Source organism: Amycolatopsis sp. WAC 01416 (assembly GCF_003947485.1).
Taxonomy (GTDB): domain Bacteria; phylum Actinomycetota; class Actinomycetes; order Mycobacteriales; family Pseudonocardiaceae; genus Amycolatopsis.
Map to the genome: position 1 here is coordinate 1 of NZ_QHHX01000005.1, position 19,571 is coordinate 19,571.

Below are 19,571 nucleotides of genomic sequence, written 5' to 3' on the forward strand. Positions count from 1 at the left end.
GCCGGTTCAGCCGGGCCAGCGCCCGGAACCGGACCGCCTCAAGCCGGGCGATCCCCACCGACGCCGCTTACGCGACAGCGACGGAATCATTGTCGTCCAACAAACCTATCGAAGCATTCACCGACTCCAAAGCGCTCCGATCGGCGAGTTTCCCGAGTAGCGCCACCGGCCCGGATCTGTGCATGTCCACCCCACGACCATACGACCGGCCACCGACAATCCGGATCACGAAGCCACTCTGGGGCATTGCCGATTTCCGGCAATGAAGCCCAGACCGCTGTCGTCACATCTCGGCGACAGCGGCCCAAAGCAAGCCCGCCGCACATCGCATCGCGGACGACCGACCGTTCCGAAGCAGCCCGATAGCCGCCTCCACCGCGCGACTCATCGGGTCCTCGTCGCATCGACGTCGGCATCGACGATTTCCGGCAACATGCCTTCGCGATTGTTCGGTGTTCGGACCGAACACCGAACACCGAACAACCGAACAGCCGGGTTTTCGCTCAGTTGGTGTCGAGCGCGACCGCGATGTCGCCCAGTGGCAGTGGGAAGTCACCCACCTTGGTCGCCGCTCCGTTCAGCAGGTTGACGGTGTAGAACGCCGAGCCGCCGCTCGCCGGGTTCAGCACGGCGAACCCGGTTACCGCCGTCGCCTTGCCGCCGTTCAGGTCGCTGTAGATGTCGAAGCCCGCGTTCGGGCCGGCGTCGACGCCGAGCGCGCCGGTCGGGGCCAGCAGCCCGTTGTTGGCGGGCGACTGGATGAGCACCTGGTCGCTGCCGGTGCCGATGTCGAACAGCGTGGTCGCGCTGTCGGGGTCGAGGTCGTTGTTGGTGTACGCGGCGGCCGTGACGCCCTTGGCCGGGGCCGTGAGCGGCGGGGTGGTCAGGGTCGAGTCTTCGGTGGTGCTGTGGGTGGCGAGGTTGTGGCGGAGGTTCTGGCCGTTGTCGCTGATGACGCGCAGCCGGTCGGCCGCCGGGTTGAAGTCGACGCCGAAGTACGTGCCGTACAACGGAACGCTCAGTTGCGAGACCTTCGTGACGACGACGTCGGGGGTCGCGGGCGGGGTCTGGATCGTGTAGATGCAGCCCTTGTTCCCCACCCCGTACATCACGCCGTTCTGGACGCGGAAGTCGATCCCGATCAGGTTCGTCTCCCCGCAGACGAGTCCGTTGACGAGCCGCACCCAGTCGAGCACGTCGGGTCTGTCGGTGGAGAACATCGCCATGAGCCTGCCGTCCGTGGAGATCGCGTACGTCTTCAGCCCGGCGACCTGTGCCGAACTCCCGCCGGCGGTCCCGACGACGAGCGCCGCCGCGACGGTCACCGTGGTGGCCGCCGCGACCATGGCCTTCTTGAGTCCTGTCTTCATCTCCTGCTCCCCTCAACGGAAACTGTGCGGCCACAAGCTAATCGGCGGCACTGGACACCGATTGGACGTCGATTGGACCCGGCGTACGGCGGATTGCGGACGGACGGGGCCGGCGGAACAGTGGGAGGACAACGGAACGAGGGGGAACGATGACGATCAGGAATGCCGTGGCCGGTTCGGTGCTCCTCTGCGCGGGGCTCACGTTCGTCGCCGAAGGTGAGGCGAACGCGGCGCGCGACTGCGCTTCCGGCGTCAAGACCATCAAGCCCGTCGTCCTCGAAGACCCCGGGAGGTGGACCTACACCTACGGGCTTTCCTGGTGCGCGGACGGCGGGACGATCGGCTGGGCCGAGGCGTCGGTGACCCCTCGGGTGCTCGATACCGCTTGCCGGTGGGCCGGCCGGATCGAGGAAGCGGTGAACCCGGTGCCGGGCGGTCCGGGGTGGAGCGCGTTCGACATGAGCGAGTTCTCCTGCTTGGCCAGTGACGGCAAGGAACACGGCGTGAATCCGTGGGTCGTCGTCACGTTCGCCCCGGTCGGCGCGTACGACACTCGAAGCGGCATCGAAGCGACGTGACTCAGGCTCGGAGGATGGCGTCGACGACGAGCGCCGCCCGTCTTCGCAGCGCCCGGTAACCCGCCCGCTCGGCCAGCGCGAGAGCTTGCCGGGCCTTGCCGATGTCCCCGGTGGCGGTCGCGAGGCCGATGAGCGCGTCGACCTCGGGATACCGGTCGCCGGTTTCCCTCAGCAGGGCCAAAGCCTGCCGATAGCGGCGCGCGGCGTCCTGGTGCCGCCCCGCGCGGTGATGCACGCCGGCGAGCGCGACGAGGGCTTCGCCTTCGCCACGCGGTTCGCCGGTCTCCCGCGCCAGCCGCAGGCCGTCGCGCGCGTGGTCGAGGGCGTCGGTGAGCCTGCCGAGATCGCGGTACACGGACGCGAGCCTGCCGAGCGTTTCCGCTTCGCCCGCCCGGTTCCCGGCGTCGCGATGCAGGGTGAGCGCCTTGGCGAGCAGCCCTCCCGCCTCGGTGATGAAGCCGCGAGCGTGCTGCACCTGCCCGAGATTGCTCAGGTTGATCGCCACGCCGTAGCGCGAGCCGAGCCGCCGATACCGGCGCAGCGCCTGCGCGTAATGCTCGGCCGCACGCGGCAGATCGCCCATCTCCCACTGGACGAGCCCGAGATTGCCGAGCGCGACCGCCTCACCGGCAGGCCTGCCGCTGCTCCTGCTCAGTTCCAGGCCTCGCGAGAACCGCGCCGCGGCGGCGGGAAGCCGTCCGGACTGCCAATACACGCAGCCGAGATTGCCCAGCACCGCCGCCTGCGCCTCCACCCATTTCGCCCGCCGGGCCAGGGCGAGCGCGCCCGTGTAGCGCCGGACGGCCTGCCGGTACCGGCCCTGGCGGAAACTCAGGTCGGCCAGGCTGAACCGGGCGGACGCGCGAGCGTGGAGATCGCCGTCCTCGTCGGCGGCGGACAGCGCGGCTTCGGCGGCGGCCCGCCATTCCACCTGGCGCAACGACATCCAGAAATAGCCGCGCAGGGCATCGGACAGCGACCAGGCCACCGCGGGTGGCCCGGACCTGGCGGCATCCTGGACGACGGCGACGATGGCGCCCAGTTCCGTCTCCAGCCAGGCCGCCGGTGTTTCCGTGACGGTGCTGGGGATCCGGCCGTCGGGTACGACCGGATGGCCGCGGAACATGTGCGGGTACACCAGCCGGGCCGCGCGGTCGACCGCACGCAGGTACCACTCGTGCAACCGCCGCCGGGCGGCTTCACGTTCGGCCCGGGTTTCCTCCGCCTCCAGGCGATCTGCGGCATAGCGGCGAAGCAGGTCATGGAAGTGATACCGATCCGGAGCATGCTGCTCGACCAGATGCGCCCCCGCGAGTGTGTCCAGCATCGGTCGTGCTTCACGCAGACCGGTGAGGACTTCGACCGGTTCGACGCCGATGTCGTTGCCCGGTATCAGGCTCAGCAACCGGAACAGACGCCGCGTTTCGGCGGGCAGGGCCGCATAAGAGAGGTCGAAGGCGGTCCGGACCGCGATCTGTTCGTCGCCCGGCACACTGAGCGCGGCGAGAAGATTGCCCTTGCGCAACTCGATGGCGTAGTCCTCCAGGCCGTAACCGGGGTTGTCGGCGAGATTGGCCGCCGCGATCCGCAGCGCCAGTGGCAGATACGCGCAGAGTCCGGCGACTTCGGCGGCCGCCTCGTGTTCGGCCCGGATTCGTTCCGTGCCGATGACCCGGCCCAGCAACTCCAGTGCCGCACCGGGATCGAGCATGTCCAGCGTGAGCCGCCGGGCGCCGTGCAGGGCGATCAGCCCGGTCATCCGGTCGCGGCCGGTCACCAGCACCAGACAGCCGGGGCCGGCAGGCAGCAGTGGCCGGACCTGATCGGCGCCGGCGACGTTGTCCAGTACTACCAAGGCTTTCCGGTCGGTCATCAGCGTCCGGTACAGCGCCGACGCGGTTTCCGTGTCGGCGGGTACGCGTTCGGCGGGGATCTCCAGCGCGGACAGGAACCGGCTGAGTACTTCGAGCGCGGACGCGGGCGGGCCCGCCGAATGGCCGCGTAGATTCGCGTAGAACTGCCCGTCGGGGAACCGGTCGGAGACGCGGTGCGCCCAGTGCACGGCCAGCGCGGTCTTTCCGGCCCCCGCGCTCCCCGAGACGGCCGCGATCGCCACTGTGCCGCCGTGTCCGCCGGGACGCGGCAGCAGTTCGTCTAAAATGGACAGTTCGGTGGCCCGGCCGGTGAACCAGTGCGGTTCGGCGGGTAGCTGCCGGGGGATCCGCTTCGCCGGGCCGGCCTCGACGATCCCGATCGGCTCGCCGTCGTCGAGGAGGGCGGCGTGCGCGGCGAGCAGTTCGGGCCCGGGTTCGACGCCCAGTTCCTCGATGAGCCGTTCACGAACCCGTTGGTACAGAAGGAAAGCCGTGGCCCGCTGCCCGGAACCGTGATAGGCGCGGATCAGCCGCGCTTGCGCGGGTTCGTCCAGCGGCTGGTCCGCGGCGGCCTCGACGAGCTCCGTCAGCACCTCTTCCGCGGCGCCGAGGGCGAGCATCGCGTCGCCGTACCGGGCGAGCAGCGAACGGCGTTCCGCGACCAGTGACACGACCTTCGGATGCGTTGCCAGCAAAGGGATATCGGCCAGCGGTTTACCGTGCCACCAGCGCAGGGCCTCGCCGAACAAGGCGGCGGCGCGGCCCGTCTCGCCGTCACGCTGGGCGTCGGTGCCTTCGGCGACGAGACCCCGGACGTGCGGCAGGTCGATCTCGACGGCGTCCCAGCGCAAGGCGTAACCGCCGCCGACATGCGGCAGGACCTCGCTGCCGGACCGTGGCGGGCGGCCGGGTTCCAGCAGCCGCCGCAGATGTTTGACGTGGGTCTGGAGGACGTTCACCGCGCTGCGTGGCGGCCGTTCGCCCCAGAGCGCGTCCACCAGGTCCTGCTTGGCCATCGCCTCGCCGCCGGCGAGCGCCAGCAGTCCCAGCACGGCGCGGCGGCCCGGCGGGCCGAGGTCGACTTCCGTCCCGTCGAGCCATACGCGCAGCGACCCCAGCACCTGGATCCGTACGGCCGTCGGCGCCACCGGTGGGAACGTAATCGCACCTTCCGCCGTCGCACAAGGACGAACGCCGGAAAGGGCCCCGCTGCGCCCGGCTTTGGGTCCGCTCAGGCTAACGCGGTTCGGCGGGCAGGAGGTCGTGCCCGTTCCAGGTGAACCGCGCCGTGGTCACCGCGTCGTCGCCGTCACCGCCGGTGATGAGCTGGTGGATGCCGACGCCGCCGAGTTCGGCGTAGGTGCACCATTCGTGGTCCGACGTCAGCATCAGGTCGAGGTCGAGCGCGGACAGCAGGCCGAACACCTGCCCCCGGTTGGTGGTGTCGACACCGACGAACACCTCGTCGAGCAGGATCACCCTCGGCGCCTCGGGCGCGGCCTGGTAGTGCGCGGCGACGGCGGCGAACAGCGGCAGATGCAACGCGATCGCCTTCTCCCCACCGGAAAGCGCGCCGTGCAGCTTCTTGGTCAGCAGCTGCCAGCCCGCCCCGTTCGCGCGGTCGACCTTGACCACGAACCGGTGCCAGGACGTGTAGTCGAAGACCTGCGCGAGCTGCTGTTCCCAGCTGGTCGCCGTGTCGTCCGCCTTCGCCTGTTCGACGCGCTCGCGGAAGAACTTGTGCAGTGACACGCGGTCTTCGGCGGTCAGCTGGTCCGGATCCTTCAGCAGCAGGTCCCGCGCGGTCTTGGTACCCGGCGGCAGATCGGGGGAGACCTGCCAGACCAGCCGGACGGCCACCCTGGACGCGGTCCGCACGCGTTCGAGGCGCGCGTTCATGCCGTCGACGAGGTCGTTGGCCTGCCGGATACGCGCCGCCAGATGACGGCGGGTGTCACCGGTCAGCGTCTTGTCGAACAGGTCGCTTTCGCGATCGGTGATCTCGTGCCTGCTCTGTTCCGCTTCGGCGTAAAGGATCTTCAGCAGTTCTGCCGCGCCGACCCGGAGTCCGTCGACGACGGCGGTGAAGATCTGGACGTCCTCGTCGGTCTCCAGATCGAGTTCCGCCCGCGAGCTGAGCGTGTTCCGGCAGGTGTGCACGGCCTCGGACAGCCGGTGCAGCGCCTCGCCGAGGTTGCTCGGCGCATGCGGCACGGACGGCCACGCCGCGGCCACCAGCCGGGCCGTGTCGAGCGCCGACCGCACGCCGTCGGAGGCGGACAGGGTTGCCTGGAACTTCGGCAGGTCCTCGATCCCGCCGTCCGCGGGGAAGACGCCGGTGGCGAGCTTCCGGAACCGGAGCGCGGCGGCGTCCTGCTTCTTGGTGGCGTCCTCGCGGGCGGCCGCGTCGGTCGTGCGCCGGACCCCGAGCGCGCCGAGGCGGACCGCGAGTTCCTTGGCTTCGGCATTCGCGGCGCGGAGTTCGACGGCGAGTTCCCGCAGTTTCGTGCGCAGGCCGTCGATTTCGGCGAGCACCTCGCGCTGGCCGGTGCCGACGCTGCCCTCGATCGCGTCGAGCATCGCGGTGAGCTTGGTGCGTTCGGCCTCGGCTTCGGAAGCCTCGTCCTCACGCCGGGCGGCGTTCGCCTCCGACCGGTCCGCCTGCTCGGCGCACAGCTCCGCCCGCTGCTGCGCGGTGACCAGGTTTCCGTGCTCGTACAACCAGTTCTCGCCCTGGTCGGAGTAGGTGCGCAGGGCCGTGGCGAGCGCGGTCAGCGGCGCCCGTTCGGTCGGCAGCCCGCTCTCCGAAGCCTGCGCGGTCAGCTCGTGCAGGGAGGTCTTGGCCTCGATCTCCAGCGCGGAGACGGCTGTCTCCCCGTGCCGGACGGCCGCGTCGGCGGCGGTCAGCTCCGCCTCGGCCGCGGTCGATTCCCCGGTCGCGGCAAAGAGATCATCGTGGCCGGGGCGGGCGGCGCGTTCGATCTTGATCAGCTCGCGCCTGCCGCGCGACGCGGCCAGCTCGCCGTCCAGTTCGGCGATCGTCTTTTCACGGAGGGAAATCTCGTCCCGCAGCTCGGCGATCCGGCGCTCCCTGGCGCGCAGGCGGGCGGCGGCACCGATGTACGCCGGGGCTTCCTTCGTCCAGCTGCCCGACAGGCCGCCCATCCGCCAGGCGCCGTCCGCGCCGATCGCGGCGGGGCCGGCGGGAAGCACGTCGTCGAAGGCGATCACTTCGAGGATCCGGCGGATCTTCGCCGGGGAGAGTTCCGCGTCGGGCTCCGGCACGAGGACGTCGGCGAGCGAACGGCCGGAGGCCACCACCGGCAGCGTCCCGGTCTCCGCGAGGACGTCGTGTCCTTCGACGACACCGTGGGAGTTCACCCAGGCGTCCAGCAGCCCGGCGCCTTCGAGCGCGGCCTCGATCCCCGCGTGCGTGCTCTCCGGGACCGAGCCGGCGAAATCGACCAGCCGCCATAGCGGCGCGCCGCTCATCTCCGCGCGGTCCGCCGTGCGGGTGCGCGGCGCCTCGGGCGCGAGGACGTCCTCCGTTTCGAGCACACCGGCCTCGACGAGGAGTTCGTCGTGCTCGGCGCGCGCCGCGGCCAGCGCGGCACCGGTCGCCGCCTCCCGCCTGATGATGTCCTCCAGCACGGTCTCGGCGACCGCGCTGATCCTGCCCAGCAACGAGACTTCGGCCTCGGCGTCCCGGACGAGCGCTTCCACGTCGGGGAATCGCAGCTCACGGCAACCGATGGCCCATTCGGCGAGCCGGGTGCGCAGATCGCTCAGCGCGAGCTCCCGGGTCGCCGTCGTGAGGTCCACCCTTTCCCGCGCGGCCGAGAAATCCGACCTCGCCCGGTCGAGATCCGCTTCCGCCTGGTGACGGCGGCCGACGGCGCGATCGCGGGTGTCCAGTGCCCGGCCGACGCTCTCGACCTGGTCACGTTTGCCGCGGACGGCGGCCTGCAGCAACGGACGGAGCCGGGCGGGTTCCGATTCCTTCAGCCCGGAGACGAGTTCGTCGTGCACCCCGGCCAGATTCGCGCGGGTCGCGGCGGCACGGACCTCGGTCTCCATCGAGCGGACGAGGTCGGCCTGCCGTTTCGCGACCTGCTTCGCCGCCCGCGACCGCTCCTCGTCGGCGTCCGCCTCGGCGCGGAGCCGATCCGCGTCCGCGCGCAGCGTTTCCGCCTTTTCGCGCGTGGACAGCGTCCGTTGCCGCAGCTTGTCGAGTTCCTGGCCTTTTCGGTACGAGTCGGATTCGGTCAGCCCGGCGAGGCGGGCTTCGGCCTCTTCGACGTCCTTTTCGAGCTTCGCCGCCCGTGCCTCGGCGGCTTCCTTCTTCGCGGCGACCTCGTCGTACTCCTCGGCCGAACGACGGGCTGCCGCGGCGAGTTCGTCGAGTTCGGTGGTCGCGGCGATGAGGTTCGCGGCGCCCGCGCGCAGCACACGCTGGGCGTAGGTCTTCTGCCGCGCGGCCAGCGCGCGGGTCGCGTCGACCTCGGTCTCCAACGAGCCAAGCCGTTCGCGCTGCGCGTCGAGCCGCTCGAATCCCTCGGCGAGGTCCGCGATCTCCTGCTGCCCCAACGGCGGAAGCGCGCGGGAGAGCAGGTTGGACAGCAGGCTCGGGTCGAGCCGCTGCGAGAGTTTGGGCATCCGCAGCTGGAGCAGCGCGGTGATCAGCGCGTCGTACCGCTGTTCGCTCAAGGTGGGGAACAGTTTCGCGCGGATCTCCGCGCGGTATTCGGCCGCGCCGGCGTGCACCGTCCCGTGCTCGCCGAGGGCTTCCTCCAGTGCGTTCTTGGTCAGCGGCTGGCCTGCCTCGTTGACCAGCGGCAAGCCGTCGCCCACCCGCAGGCCGGTGGTGAAGAAGTCGGCGTGCACCGTGCTGGTGTGCGTACTCGCCTGAAGCCGCGCGCCGCAGGTGAACCACTTGTCCCCGGCCATGCCGAATTCGAGCCACACGTATCCGACGCGCGTGGCGCCGGAAGCGCCTTCGCCCATCAGGTTCCAGTGCATGCTGCGTTCACTGGTGCCGAAGGTCGACAGCCGGTTGGCGCGCAGGCTCGCGTCGAACAGGAACGGAAGCAGCAGCTCCAGCGCCTTCGACTTCCCGCTCCCGTTGGGGCCGCGCAGCAGCAGCCGCCCGTCGTGGAACTCGAAGATCTCGTCGTAGTAGCGCCAGATGTTGAGGATGCCCGCACGGGACGGGATCCACCTCGTCACGGTCACGGCGCCTCCTCGTTTCGGTCGGTGTACCTCGCGGCGGCCGGGAGTGGCCGGACGAGTTCGCCTTCGGTGCGGATCAGGCCGAAGCCGGTCAGCACCGCGAGCGCGTCGACGGTCAGCCGTCGCACGCCGTCCTTGCCCCGGTACGTCTTGGCCCAGCGCGGGAACCGTTTCAGCAGTTTCGCGGTGGCGTTGCGCAGGTAGTCGGTCGTCCGCGGCTCGTCGAGCGCGTCGAGCAGCAGGAGCGCGGCGACCTTGGCGTTGCTGCCGTCGTCCGGGAAGCGCTCGTCGGTGGCCAGCCCGTCGACGTCGACGAGCAGCACGCCCTCCGCGCGTTCTTCGAGGACGAAACCGCCCTGCTCCGCGGCACGCCGCAGCAGCTGGCGCCCGGTCGGCGAACCGAGGTACGCGCGCTCCTCCGCGGTCAGTTCGGCGAAGTACAGCACGGGGTCGTCGACGAGACGGCGGAAGACCGTATGGCGCAGCCACAGGTTCCGCTGGACGTCCGACGCGCTCGGCGTGTCCTCGTGGCGGCCCGACGAGAGGCCGTAGCGCTGCTCGTACGACACCGCCTCCAGCAGCTCCTCGAACCGCAGCGCGACGTCGTCGGTGAGCACGGCCAGCTGCGACGGCCCGACCGGCGCGGCGAGCATCCGCAGCAACAGGGTCGCGTCGACCCGGAACAGCACCTTCGCGGTGGTTTCGTCCACAAAGGACTCCGGGTCGCCGTCGGCGGTTTCGAGGACGCCGAAGGACTCCAGCAGTTTCAGGACGTCCACGAACGCGAGACGTTCCGCCCTGGTGGCGACGTCGAAGGTGGTCACGAGGTCATCGGCGGCGCTCGCTTTCGCGACCCGGCCGGCGAGCAGGCCGATCGTGGTCACCGGCACCGTGAGCAGTTCGGCCGCCACCACGCACAGCAGGACGTAGCGACGGCGGTCGAACGCCGCGCGCCCGGAACGGACCCGTCGCGCCGGGCGGGTGGGATCGGCGGCCGCGCGGATCTTGACCAGCCGGGCGTAGCCGAGCCGTGGTTCGACGGTGAGCGTCCAGCCGCAGTAGTAGTCGAACCACTGCCGGATGGGTTCGCGGCGGCGCCGGATGAGGTCGAAGGTCTCGGGGGAGCCGCGCTCGCCGATCAGCGGGGTGGCCAGCAGCGCCCGGATCCCGCGCGCGACTTCTTCGCGCTCCGCGATCACCAGTTGGTTCGTGAGGCTCACGCACCGCCTCCGGCCGTACTGATCTCGATCTCGTAGTCGGGGCCGCGGAAGACACCGCTCGTGGTGGTCAGTCGTGCGACAGCGCCGTTTCGCGACGGCCTCAGGACGATCTCGATCTGGCCGTCGGACGTTGTGCTCCGCCGGGTGCCGTCCGCGCCGGGGCTGCTGCCCAGCGCTTGGCCCAGCAGGTCCAGCAGCCGCTCGAAAACGGTATGGTCCAGCTTCTCGAACGCCGAAAGCCGCACGACCCCGCCGGTGTCGAGCATGCTCCACGCCGACTCGAGTTCGGCGCGTTCCGCGATCGCCTGCCGGACCCGTGCCGCCCGGATCTCGGTGACGTCGCGAACGCGCCCGGTCCGGGTGAACCGCTCGGTGCGGCCCGCCGACCGGAGCAGCTCCGACACTTCGACGGGCGGCGCGTCGAGCCACGACGCCGTCGTACTGACCACTTCCGGATCCGCGTGGGCGAGGTGCGCGTGCCGCGCGGAACTGAGCCCGAACATCGTGGACCACAGGCGATGCAGGTCCTCCTGTGCCGGGACGACGGTGAACCACCGCGCCAGCTCACGGAAATCGGCGACCGCGCTGCTCGCGCGCCGCCGGGATTCGGTGATCCGGTCCAGCACCTGGAGCAACGTGATGATCGCCCGCCGCGCGACCTTGTGGAGCTCCTCGACCCGCGGCGTCGCCCCGTCTTCGGGCAGGAACCACGCGCGAAGCCCGTCCCAGCGGGCTTTGCGGAGCTCCAGCCACCGCTGATCCGGGCTCGGCAGGGCGGCGCCGTTGAGCGCGCGCCGGTGCACCCGCTCCACGCCGTGGTCGTCGATCTCCTTGATGCGGGTGGCGATGGTGTGGGTGTGATGCTCGAGGTCGTTCAGGAACTCCTGCAGATACGCGACCGTCGATGCCTTGACCTCGTGGAATGTCGCGAGGTCGGCTTCGGCGTGCAGCAGGCGCTGGAGGTCGCCGTTGAAGCGCTTCGTGTTGTCGCGGAACGCCTCGAGGTGGCTCTCGACTTCGGCGAGCGTGCTGAACACGCGCCTGTCGGTGCCGTCTTCGAGCTGCTTCGCGAGCTCACCGAGCCGCTCACCCAGCGCTTCGAGCGTCGCGGTCTGGAGGGCGCCGGTCGCGTTGAGCACCTCGTTCGCGCGGACCACACCCGCGTACGCCGCTTCGCCTTGCCGAGTGAGCGAGTACTGGAGATTGCGCCGCTCGTACTCGGACGCCGTCCGGTAGTCGCCCGCGTGGTTCTGGACGACGTCGAGGTGGCCTTGGCTCCTCAGCTGATCCAGCGCCTTGACCAGGTCTTCGTCGTCGAGCGTCTCCAGCCAGCCGACTTCCCGCAGCCTCGTGCGGACGTCGTCGATGCCGAGCGCCGTCACGAGCCGCTCGTTCGCCTCACCGAAGGCGTGCAGGATCGCCAGGGAAAGCCCTGATCTGCTGCCGTCGGTGAAACGGAACAGTTCGGGCGGAACACGGAGCGGATCCATGCGTCCTCCGGCGGATGGTGCGTGGGGCTACACGTTAGGGGGTCACCCAGACGAGTCCGAACGGACCGTCTTTTTTCACGCAGAGTGCTCAGGTCGTGAACAGCTCAAGGCGCACGGTGGTCCCCTCGACGGTGACCTTCCGGACCACGCGGCGGCCGTCGACCATCCGGTCGTCGTTCATCACTCCGGGCGCGAAGTCCGAGGCCTCGAGCAGCTTGGGCACGTCCTCCGCCGGAAGGGTGAGGACGACCTGGTACCTCGAGTCGATGCCCCGGTCGTACTTCGTCTCCAGCACCTTCCCGCTCGCCGGCATCGAGATCCCGCCGAACCGGAAGGCGTCCTCGGGTTTCGGGGTATCCGGTGTCGCCGCGCAACCGGCCAGGAGGAGGGCGAGGACCGCCAGCAGGGTGGTTTTCACCTAGCGTGAGACGCACGGCGGACGTAAGCGTTCCGTCACACCCGGACGGGGATGACAGGCGCGGTCCGGCACGTTGTACTGGATGTCAACGACCAGAGGAGATCAATCGTGACGGAAAAAGCTGTTCTCGCGGGCGGCTGCTTCTGGGGCATGCAGGACCTGTTCCGCCGGCACCCCGGGGTCGTCTCCACCAGGGTCGGCTACACCGGCGGCGACGTGCCGAACGCGACCTACCGCAACCACGGCTCGCACGCCGAAGGCATCGAGATCGTCTTCGACCCGGCGCAGCTCTCGTACCGCCAGATCCTGGAATTCTTCTTCCAGATCCACGACCCGACGACGCGCGACCGCCAGGGCAACGACATCGGCACCAGCTACCGGTCGGCGATCTACTACACCGACGACACGCAGAAGCAGGTCGCCGAACAGACGATCGCCGACGTCGACGCCTCCGGCAAATGGCCCGGCAAGGTCGTCACCGAGGTGACCCAGGCCGGTGACTTCTGGGAAGCCGAGCCCGAACACCAGGACTACCTGGAGCGCATCCCCAACGGCTACACCTGCCACTACGTGCGGCCGGAATGGCAACTGGGCGAGCGCTGATACCGGACCCGACCAGCCTTGAGCCGGCCTCAGGGCAGGTCGGGATCTTAAGGTGGCGGTAGGCGAACATGAGACGTGGCGTGTCCTGAAGGGTCCCTTTGAGACGTTGAAGGTCTCAAAGGGACCCTTCAGGACGCCGGGTTTCTCCAAGCCGAGCCTGCCTATGCCCTTGCGGCGAGACGCTGGTTGGCTTCGTCGACGTCAAAGCGCGCGGCGTCGAACCGGCCAGGGTCATCGAGGCCGAGCCAGCCGAGTACGTCGTGGTGTTCCTCGTGGCCGGGCTCGCCGAGTATCTGGATCAACCTCGCGTAACCGCCGGTACCGCCGACGTCCTCCGGCGGGCACGCCGCTTGACCCGCGATACACCGCGTATAACCCCATCGGACGTGGCGACCGTGGCTTTCTCGATCAGAATCTCGTGGTCCCAGCTGTCGCCGAAATCGTAGTTGTACTCGAGGCGGTCACCTGGCTTCACCAAGTCATCGAGCCGCAGTTCCCGTTCGTCGCGGTATTGCAGCTCAGGCTCGGCCTCGCCGTAGTAGGTCTGCCCGTCGAGGAAGTAGTGCAGGTGGTAGTTCTCCCAGCCCATCGCGGCCTGGATGACGACGTGCAGCCGGTCGAGCGGGATGGCCGCCGGAACCAATACCCGTCGCCACACCGGAAGGCCTTCGATCTCCAGCAAGGTGATCTTCACCTGGTAGATCGGATCGCCTGCTTCCGGCTCGCCCAAGATCCGCCGCATGCCGAACCGGCCGAGTTCGGTCAGCTCAGCCGATTCGCCCCGGAGGGTCACCGCTCCCAATCGCTGCAGGACCTCGAGCGTCTCCTTGGTGTCGCGGTCATTCGAGCGTCGCAACATCTCGAACTGTAGTTCGGTGAGATCGTCCAAGACCCAAGGCGCGCTGACGACATCCTACACGATCGCGCGCAAGCTCCCGATGCCGACGGCACCGTCGGTGTTGTACAACGCCGCCAACGCGGCGCGGCTGCCGTGCGCGAACTCCGGGCGCAGCAGTGACTCGCCGAATCCCGAGCGCAGGAACGCCTCGCCCAGCTTGTCGAACTCGGTGAACAGCGCGAGCCACAGCTTTTGTGGGTCCCCGAGGAGTGCCTGGTTCTTCTTCACCTGCACCAGTCGTTGGCCCGTCTTGCGGACCAGCTGCGCCACCTTGGCGCACTCCACGACGAGCGTCAGGTCGAGCAGCTCCTCGCTCGACCTGGTTTGTACACGCGGTCGCCGATGGCCTGGTCGAGCACGTCGCCAGTGCCCAGTAAGGGCACCAGTGCCCTGGCGTCAGCCATGGTAAGCCGCCCGGTCTGAGTGAGTTTGCGCCCCGCGCCCACCTATTCGGTGAACGCGCGCACCTGCTCGACCAGTTCGGATTTCACCGCGAGATCCATGCCACCCCTTCCAGGCTTAGTCATCCAGCCGGCACAGGTCGCTCAAACCCGCTTTGATCTGCTCCGGCGTCATGCCTCGCCGCTGATAGCCATACTGCGCCGCCGCCAGTGGCGCGAGCAGCGCGTCGGCCTTGAAATGCGCGTTCGCTTCCGGCTCGATCTCGCTGATCAGCGCGACCAGATGACTGTGGTGCAGCCGGTACGCGCCCGTGACGAACCGCGCCATCGGCGTCTCCGTCTCCGCGACCATGAGCAACTCGCCATGCGTCTCAAGCCTATCGACGTACGCTTCCAGGAACGCCCTGAGTCGTTCTTTTGGTGGCGCTCCGGGCCCGAGCGGTGGCGGCCCGCTGATGAACGCCTCCTGGAACTCGCGCTCGTTCTCGTCGAGCAACGCCTGCGCCAACGCGCCCTTGTCCGGGAACCGCCGATACACGGTTCCGATCCCGACGCCCGCCTCCGCCGCGACCTCGTCCAACGCGAGTCCGTCGATCCCTTTGGCCGCCACAAGCCTGGCCGCCGCCTGGACGATCTTCTGCCGGTTGCGAGCCGCGTCCGCCCGCTCTGGAGTCCCGGCTCCTGCGATGGGAAGCACCTCGTGAGCCTAACCGGTGGACAAGTGGAACTTTCTCCAGTTAACTAAGCGGAGAAACTTCCACTTAAGGAGACTCGGATGTCTGTCGAACACTTCACGAGCGACGACGCTTCGACCTGGTTCCAACGCCTCGACCAGCAGATCTTCCTCGCCGACGTCCTCGCGCAAGACAGTGGCGCGTCGATGTCGGTCGGCTTCGCCCGCTACGGGAAGGGCGAGAAGAACCCGTGGAAGATGACCTACGACGAGGCCCTCGTCATCACTTCCGGCACTTTCACCGTCGAGGGACCTTCGGGGTCGGTGACGGCTCGGGCGGGTGAGGTGATCTACCTGCGGGCAGGGACCGAGGTCGTCTACGTGGCCGATGAGGACACGGAACTGGTGTACGTGACCTATCCGCATTGGCTGGCCGCCACGGAAGCGTCAGCCGAAGCCCATCGCCTCGGCGATTTCCACGAGGCTTAGCGAAGATCCGCCAATAAGGCAGGGAGGACGAGTTCCTCCTCTATGCGTACCCCGCGCCCCTCCATCGCCGGTCTCAGGTCCGGATCCCAGGCGGCGTCCGCCGGCTTTCCCGTCAGCGGACCGCCCGCCGCGGTCGTTGCGGTGTACGTCGCGGCATCGAATCGCCACGGTTGCCAGGAAATCCGGTCTCGCAAGGTATTACCGATCCGGATACCGCCCCAAATCGAAGTCGCCGTGATACCTGAAACCGGCTCCCTTCGCCGCGAGGAGATCGAGCAGCCGCCACACCGCGGCCGAGGGCTGGCCGTTCACGCAGACGAGCGGAGGACAGCCGGGGCCCAGCTCATCGGCCGCCGACGCCAGGACGATCGGGTTCTCGCAGACCGACACCATCCCGGCTCCGACACCGAGCCACGCGGTGGTCAGCTGGCGTAGCGTCAGGACACACGGTTCGCCGGAGGCGAGCCGTTACCGAACTGGAGTGAGACGTTGACAGCGCTAACAGTCCATTGATGTGATCAGTATGCGTCGACGTGTACCGTTGCGGGTATGGGCTCGGACACTTCAGCGCTGGTAACTGCAGCGGAGATCGCCAAGCTGGCTGGCGTGACGCGTGCTGCCGTGTCCAATTGGCGTAAGCGATATCCGGATTTCCCCGAGCCCGCGAGCGGCGCGGGCGGGCGGGCTCTATATGCGTTGTCCGAGATCGACCTTTGGCTGGGCACGCACGGCAAACGCGACGACGTCTCAGCCGAGGTGCTCGTTTGGCAGGCGGTGCGTGATCAATACGGCGACGAGATTCTCACGGGCCTCGCCGACGTCACAGAGCTGCTCGTGTCGGGTGGCTCCACTGTGGTTGGGCCGGACCTTCGGACGTTGGTGCTTGGCCTCGCCGAGGAGAGCTCAGAAGCCGACGTTGTCGCCGGGCTCATCGAGCGATTTCTCGGTTCTCCAGGCCGAGCGGGCGTAGAACAGGGAACATCGGCACGCCTGGTTCAGGCGATCCGCCACTTCGCAGGTGAGATCACGGGTGTCGTTTTCGATCCAGCCTGCGGAATCGGCTCACTGCTCTTCTCGGTCGGGGACCGGCCGGGTGTGACACTGGCTGGACAGGAGGTCAATCCTGAGGCCACAAGGTTCGCATCGGCACGGGCGGCGCTCGACAGGGCGGTCGGCGCGAAGATCGAGGTGGGCGATTCGCTTCGTGAAGATCACTGGCCGGGGCTTCGTGCGGCGCTCGTCGTTTGCGACCCGCCGGTCGCCGTCCCGGACTGGGGCCGTGAGGGCCTGCTCCTCGATCCTCGCTGGGAATTCGGTGTACCGACTCGCGCGGAAGGTGAGCTGGCTTGGTTGCAGCATTGCTATGCCCACGTTGCTCCTGGCGGAAGGGCGATCGTCGTGATGCCGCCGTCCGTCGCATACCGTAAGGCCGGTCGAAGGATCCGTGCAGAACTGATTCGTCGCGGAGTCCTCACACATGTTATCGCTTTGCCTGCCGGGATGGCCATTTCGCATACGCAGCCCGTGCACTTGTGGCTGTTGGCGCGGCCGGTCAAGCCGAACTTGGGTAGCGCTTCCGTGCGTATGATCGACCTGGCGGACAACAGTCCGGACGGCCCCTTCGAGCCGAACCCGAGCCAGGTCGTGGACGTGCCCTTGGTCGATCTACTCGACGAAGAGGTGGATTTCACACCTGGCCGTCATATTGTCCCGTCAAGTACCGACCAGTTGGCTGAGTACATCGCAACCTGCGAAGCGTTGAGTCGCAGGCTTCAGGAACTGCAGAACCTGCTCCCGCCTCTCGATTCCGGGCCGGGGACGCTGGACGGCGTGTCCGTGCGGATAGCCGATCTGGTGCGGGCCGGACTTGTCGAAATTTCCGAGGGAACAGTCAAGTCTGCCAGTGACCAGCTCGACACCGGCTACCTGAACGGCTTCCTGCGGAGTGCCGCGAATGTCAAACGAGCTACTAGTAGGAGCGGCACTTTCCAGATTGATGTTCGCGGCTCACGCGTTCCTCAGATGAGTATCGACGACCAGCGCAGGTATGGCTCCGCCTTTCAGACGATCGACGAGTTCGAGCTGTGCCTGAGAGATTTGGCGAAGCTAGGCGGACTGGCTGCTTCGCTCGCCCGCGACGGCTTGACCCAAGGCACTCTCCTGCCTGAGTCGGAAAGCTAGCGGCCTTCCCGGGTGGGCAGAAACGAGCTGGGCGTGCCGCTCCAGGAAACTTCCAGTGCGTCGCGGGCTCGGGTGCACGCCACGAACAACAGACAGCGTTCCTTCAGCGTGTCGCTTTCGTGCTGCCGGCGATCAACCTCGGCGGGGGTGATCTCCTTCGCGAACGGCATGGCTTTTTCGGTCACACCGACTACCGCGACGCAGCGGAATTCCAGCCCTTTCATGGCATGCATGCTCGCCAGTCGGACGCCGTCGCCTTTCGAGCCGGGCTGGTCCCTGACTCGGATCGAGAGCACGCCGTCGGCCGCGAGCTGATCGTGCACCTTGTCCAACATCAAGTTGAATCTGGCGCAGACGGCGATCTCACTCGGAAGTACACCTTGGCCGAGCCAATCTCGCACGCGTGCCGACAGGGCTGCCACTTCGGCCTGCTCGGAGGGATAGCCTGAGCTCCGCGGCCGTTTGCCGTGCAGCAGAGAGCGATAGCCGGCGAGGTTGTCGTTGCCGTCGCCGCCGAGCTCTTCGATGGCTGTCCCGTCGATCACGCTGGTCGACCACGCGAGGATTTCGGCGGTGCTGCGGTAGTTGATGCGTAGCCGGCTGCTGCGCCCCGTGACCGAAATGCCGACCGCGCGGAGTGAGACGCGTGCGTCGTAGATCCGCTGATGCGGATCGCCGGTGATGAACAGGTCGTCCGCTCCGATCGGGACCGCGGCCCGGAGAACCCGCCACTGCGCGGGGTGAAGGTCCTGGGCCTCGTCAACGACCACGTGATCGAAACGGTACTCGTCGGAGGTGTGTAGAAGCTCAGCCGCCTGATCGCAGATCTGCAGGTGTGTTGTGGTTCCTGCCGACCGTAGCTCTGCGAGAAAGGCTTCCACTGCCTGCCACAGCTGTTCTCGGTGAACCGTACGGAGTGCCGAACCACGTCCCCGACGCTCGACCTGCAGGTAATCGTCCTTGGTCTTCACGCGTTGCGCGAGTACCACGTGGCGGAACTCCTGCATCAGGAACTGCTCGGACCACGGCAGGTCGAGCCGGCGGGTGAGCCGACGCCAGATCTGACGTTCGTCGATGTCGGTGAGAGGGGACAGCGGTTGTCCCGTCCGGTCGCGGACGACTCGATTCGCGAAGGCGTCGACAGTGGTTACCTGCACTCGGGCCAATAGCTTGTCGTCGTCGAGTAGCAGCGCCAGATTCTCACGCAGCGTCCTGGCAAGCGCGTTGGTGAAAGTGGTCAATAGCACGCGGGTCTTCGGTGATCGGGAAAGCAGATGCTTCACGCGATGCAGTGCCACCACGGTCTTTCCTGTACCCGGTCCACCGGTCACCTGGGCAGGCCCGTTGAACGAGACGCGGTAGGCGACGCGCCGTTGTGACGGGTGCAGGAAGACGCGCCAGGCCGCGAACGGTTTGTCCAGGATCTCGGCGAGTTCGTCGGGGCTTGTGACCAGCGTGATACGGCTGGTGGTGTTGATGATCGCCCGCGCGAGGCTGTCCGTGGTTTCGTCGGCGACGTCTGCGGGCCGGCGTACGACAACGACGTCGCGATAGACCTCTTCGGGCGTGAAACCTTCGACAAGGAACTGCAGGACTTCGAACTGGTCCTCGGGGAGCAAACCGCCGAATGCCTCCAGTTGAGCCTTGTCGGTGATCGCTCGCGCAGCCCGGAGTACCTGGTCGTCGATGCCGAGATCGCGCAGTACCCGGTCGGAATGTTTGGCGAACAAGTGGGCCGGTGCTTCGGTCGCGGCCTGTTCCAACGGTGGGGTGAGCTGCTCGATCGCCACGACGTTCCGCACTTCGAGGGCGCGGGTCGCCGTGTTGACCGTGTACACGCGTTTGGCCGCCCACGTGTACGCATCGTCATGTGGCACGACGCTGAGCAGGAGAAAAATATCGCTCCCGTCATCAGGTGCCAGCACAATGCCACGCCAGAAGTCCGTGATACGGATGGTACGCATCCGCGGATCACGTGCCTTGTCGACCGACTCCAGATGTAGTCCCTTGTCCGCGTACAGCTCGGCGACCGTCAGCTGCTGAAACTTCGCCATTGCCTTGCGAGCGCCGGATTTGACTTGCTTTTCCAGCTGGTCGTAGGTATCCCAGAAGCTGTTGGCGAAGGCAAGTTGTGGCATGGTCGGGGA

At 68.0% G+C, this 19,571-nt stretch carries 15 protein-coding genes and 1 pseudogene; 4 read left to right on the top strand and 12 right to left on the bottom strand.

The features are described from left to right. Positions 1-503 precede the first annotated feature (503 nt). The gene (locus DL990_RS17275; protein ID WP_199746439.1) at positions 504-1,370 is read right to left on the bottom strand and encodes a DUF4394 domain-containing protein; all 867 of its coding nucleotides are present in this window, start codon (positions 1,368-1,370) and stop codon (positions 504-506) included. A gap of 149 nt (positions 1,371-1,519) precedes the next feature. Here DL990_RS17275 and DL990_RS17280 point away from each other — a divergent pair, with 149 nt between their 5' ends. Continuing rightward, positions 1,520-1,948 (top strand): hypothetical protein, encoded by a 429-nt coding sequence (locus DL990_RS17280; RefSeq protein WP_125782307.1) that lies wholly within the window; start codon positions 1,520-1,522, stop codon positions 1,946-1,948. Between the two features lies 1 nt (position 1,949). Here the strand turns inward: DL990_RS17280 and DL990_RS17285 are convergent, their stop codons facing one another. The 5 genes from DL990_RS17285 to DL990_RS17305 all read right to left on the bottom strand — a co-directional run bounded on the left by DL990_RS17285 (position 1,950) and on the right by DL990_RS17305 (position 12,179). After that, entirely contained in the window at positions 1,950-4,970 is a 3,021-nt protein-coding gene (locus tag DL990_RS17285) for a tetratricopeptide repeat protein (protein WP_233620496.1), read from the bottom strand. Positions 4,971-5,058: 88 nt separating this feature from the next. Beyond that, a complete protein-coding gene (locus DL990_RS17290) occupies positions 5,059-9,054 on the bottom strand; it encodes a TIGR02680 family protein (RefSeq protein ID WP_125799287.1) in 3,996 nt (1,331 codons plus the stop codon). Next, positions 9,051-10,271: a TIGR02678 family protein gene (locus tag DL990_RS17295; RefSeq protein WP_125782311.1), complete on the bottom strand. Its 1,221-nt coding sequence runs from the start codon at positions 10,269-10,271 to the stop codon at positions 9,051-9,053. The genes DL990_RS17290 and DL990_RS17295 overlap by 4 nt, the downstream gene beginning before the upstream one ends. Then, positions 10,268-11,761, bottom strand: coding sequence for a TIGR02677 family protein (locus DL990_RS17300; protein WP_125799288.1), 1,494 nt, complete (start codon positions 11,759-11,761; stop codon positions 10,268-10,270). The genes DL990_RS17295 and DL990_RS17300 overlap by 4 nt, the downstream gene beginning before the upstream one ends. Before the next feature lie 88 nt (positions 11,762-11,849). Next, the gene (locus tag DL990_RS17305) at positions 11,850-12,179 is read right to left on the bottom strand and encodes a hypothetical protein (RefSeq protein WP_125799289.1); all 330 of its coding nucleotides are present in this window, start codon (positions 12,177-12,179) and stop codon (positions 11,850-11,852) included. Between the two features lie 108 nt (positions 12,180-12,287). Between DL990_RS17305 and msrA the strand changes: the two genes are divergently transcribed. Continuing rightward, positions 12,288-12,782 (top strand): peptide-methionine (S)-S-oxide reductase MsrA, encoded by a 495-nt coding sequence (gene msrA / locus DL990_RS17310; protein WP_125782317.1) that lies wholly within the window; start codon positions 12,288-12,290, stop codon positions 12,780-12,782. 161 nt (positions 12,783-12,943) lie between these two features. Here msrA and DL990_RS42175 read toward each other — a convergent pair. The 3 genes and pseudogenes from DL990_RS42175 to DL990_RS17320 all read right to left on the bottom strand — a co-directional run bounded on the left by DL990_RS42175 (position 12,944) and on the right by DL990_RS17320 (position 14,778). Then, positions 12,944-13,641: pseudogene (locus DL990_RS42175) on the bottom strand (plasmid pRiA4b ORF-3 family protein). 54 nt (positions 13,642-13,695) lie between these two features. Next, positions 13,696-13,950: a hypothetical protein gene (locus tag DL990_RS41850; protein WP_233620497.1), complete on the bottom strand. Its 255-nt coding sequence runs from the start codon at positions 13,948-13,950 to the stop codon at positions 13,696-13,698. Between the two features lie 249 nt (positions 13,951-14,199). Then, positions 14,200-14,778 (bottom strand): TetR/AcrR family transcriptional regulator, encoded by a 579-nt coding sequence (locus DL990_RS17320; protein WP_125782319.1) that lies wholly within the window; start codon positions 14,776-14,778, stop codon positions 14,200-14,202. Between the two features lie 78 nt (positions 14,779-14,856). Between DL990_RS17320 and DL990_RS17325 the strand changes: the two genes are divergently transcribed. Next, positions 14,857-15,243, top strand: a complete 387-nt coding sequence (locus DL990_RS17325) for a cupin (RefSeq protein ID WP_125799290.1) — start codon at positions 14,857-14,859, stop codon at positions 15,241-15,243. Here the strand turns inward: DL990_RS17325 and DL990_RS42405 are convergent. Continuing rightward, the gene (locus DL990_RS42405; RefSeq protein WP_370451349.1) at positions 15,240-15,437 is read right to left on the bottom strand and encodes a DUF2399 domain-containing protein; all 198 of its coding nucleotides are present in this window, start codon (positions 15,435-15,437) and stop codon (positions 15,240-15,242) included. The genes DL990_RS17325 and DL990_RS42405 overlap by 4 nt on opposite strands. A 4-nt stretch (positions 15,438-15,441) precedes the next feature. After that, positions 15,442-15,684: a DUF2399 domain-containing protein gene (locus tag DL990_RS41855; RefSeq protein ID WP_255431382.1), complete on the bottom strand. Its 243-nt coding sequence runs from the start codon at positions 15,682-15,684 to the stop codon at positions 15,442-15,444. Positions 15,685-15,792: 108 nt separating this feature from the next. Here DL990_RS41855 and DL990_RS17335 point away from each other — a divergent pair, with 108 nt between their 5' ends. Next, positions 15,793-17,424 (top strand): N-6 DNA methylase, encoded by a 1,632-nt coding sequence (locus DL990_RS17335; RefSeq protein WP_125799291.1) that lies wholly within the window; start codon positions 15,793-15,795, stop codon positions 17,422-17,424. Here the strand turns inward: DL990_RS17335 and DL990_RS17340 are convergent. Further along, positions 17,421-19,562 carry a UvrD-helicase domain-containing protein gene (locus tag DL990_RS17340; protein ID WP_125799292.1) on the bottom strand — a complete coding sequence of 714 codons (2,142 nt, stop codon included), beginning with the start codon at positions 19,560-19,562 and terminating at the stop codon, positions 17,421-17,423. The two genes, DL990_RS17335 and DL990_RS17340, sit on opposite strands and share 4 nt — an antisense overlap. Between the last annotated feature and the right edge of the window lie 9 nt (positions 19,563-19,571).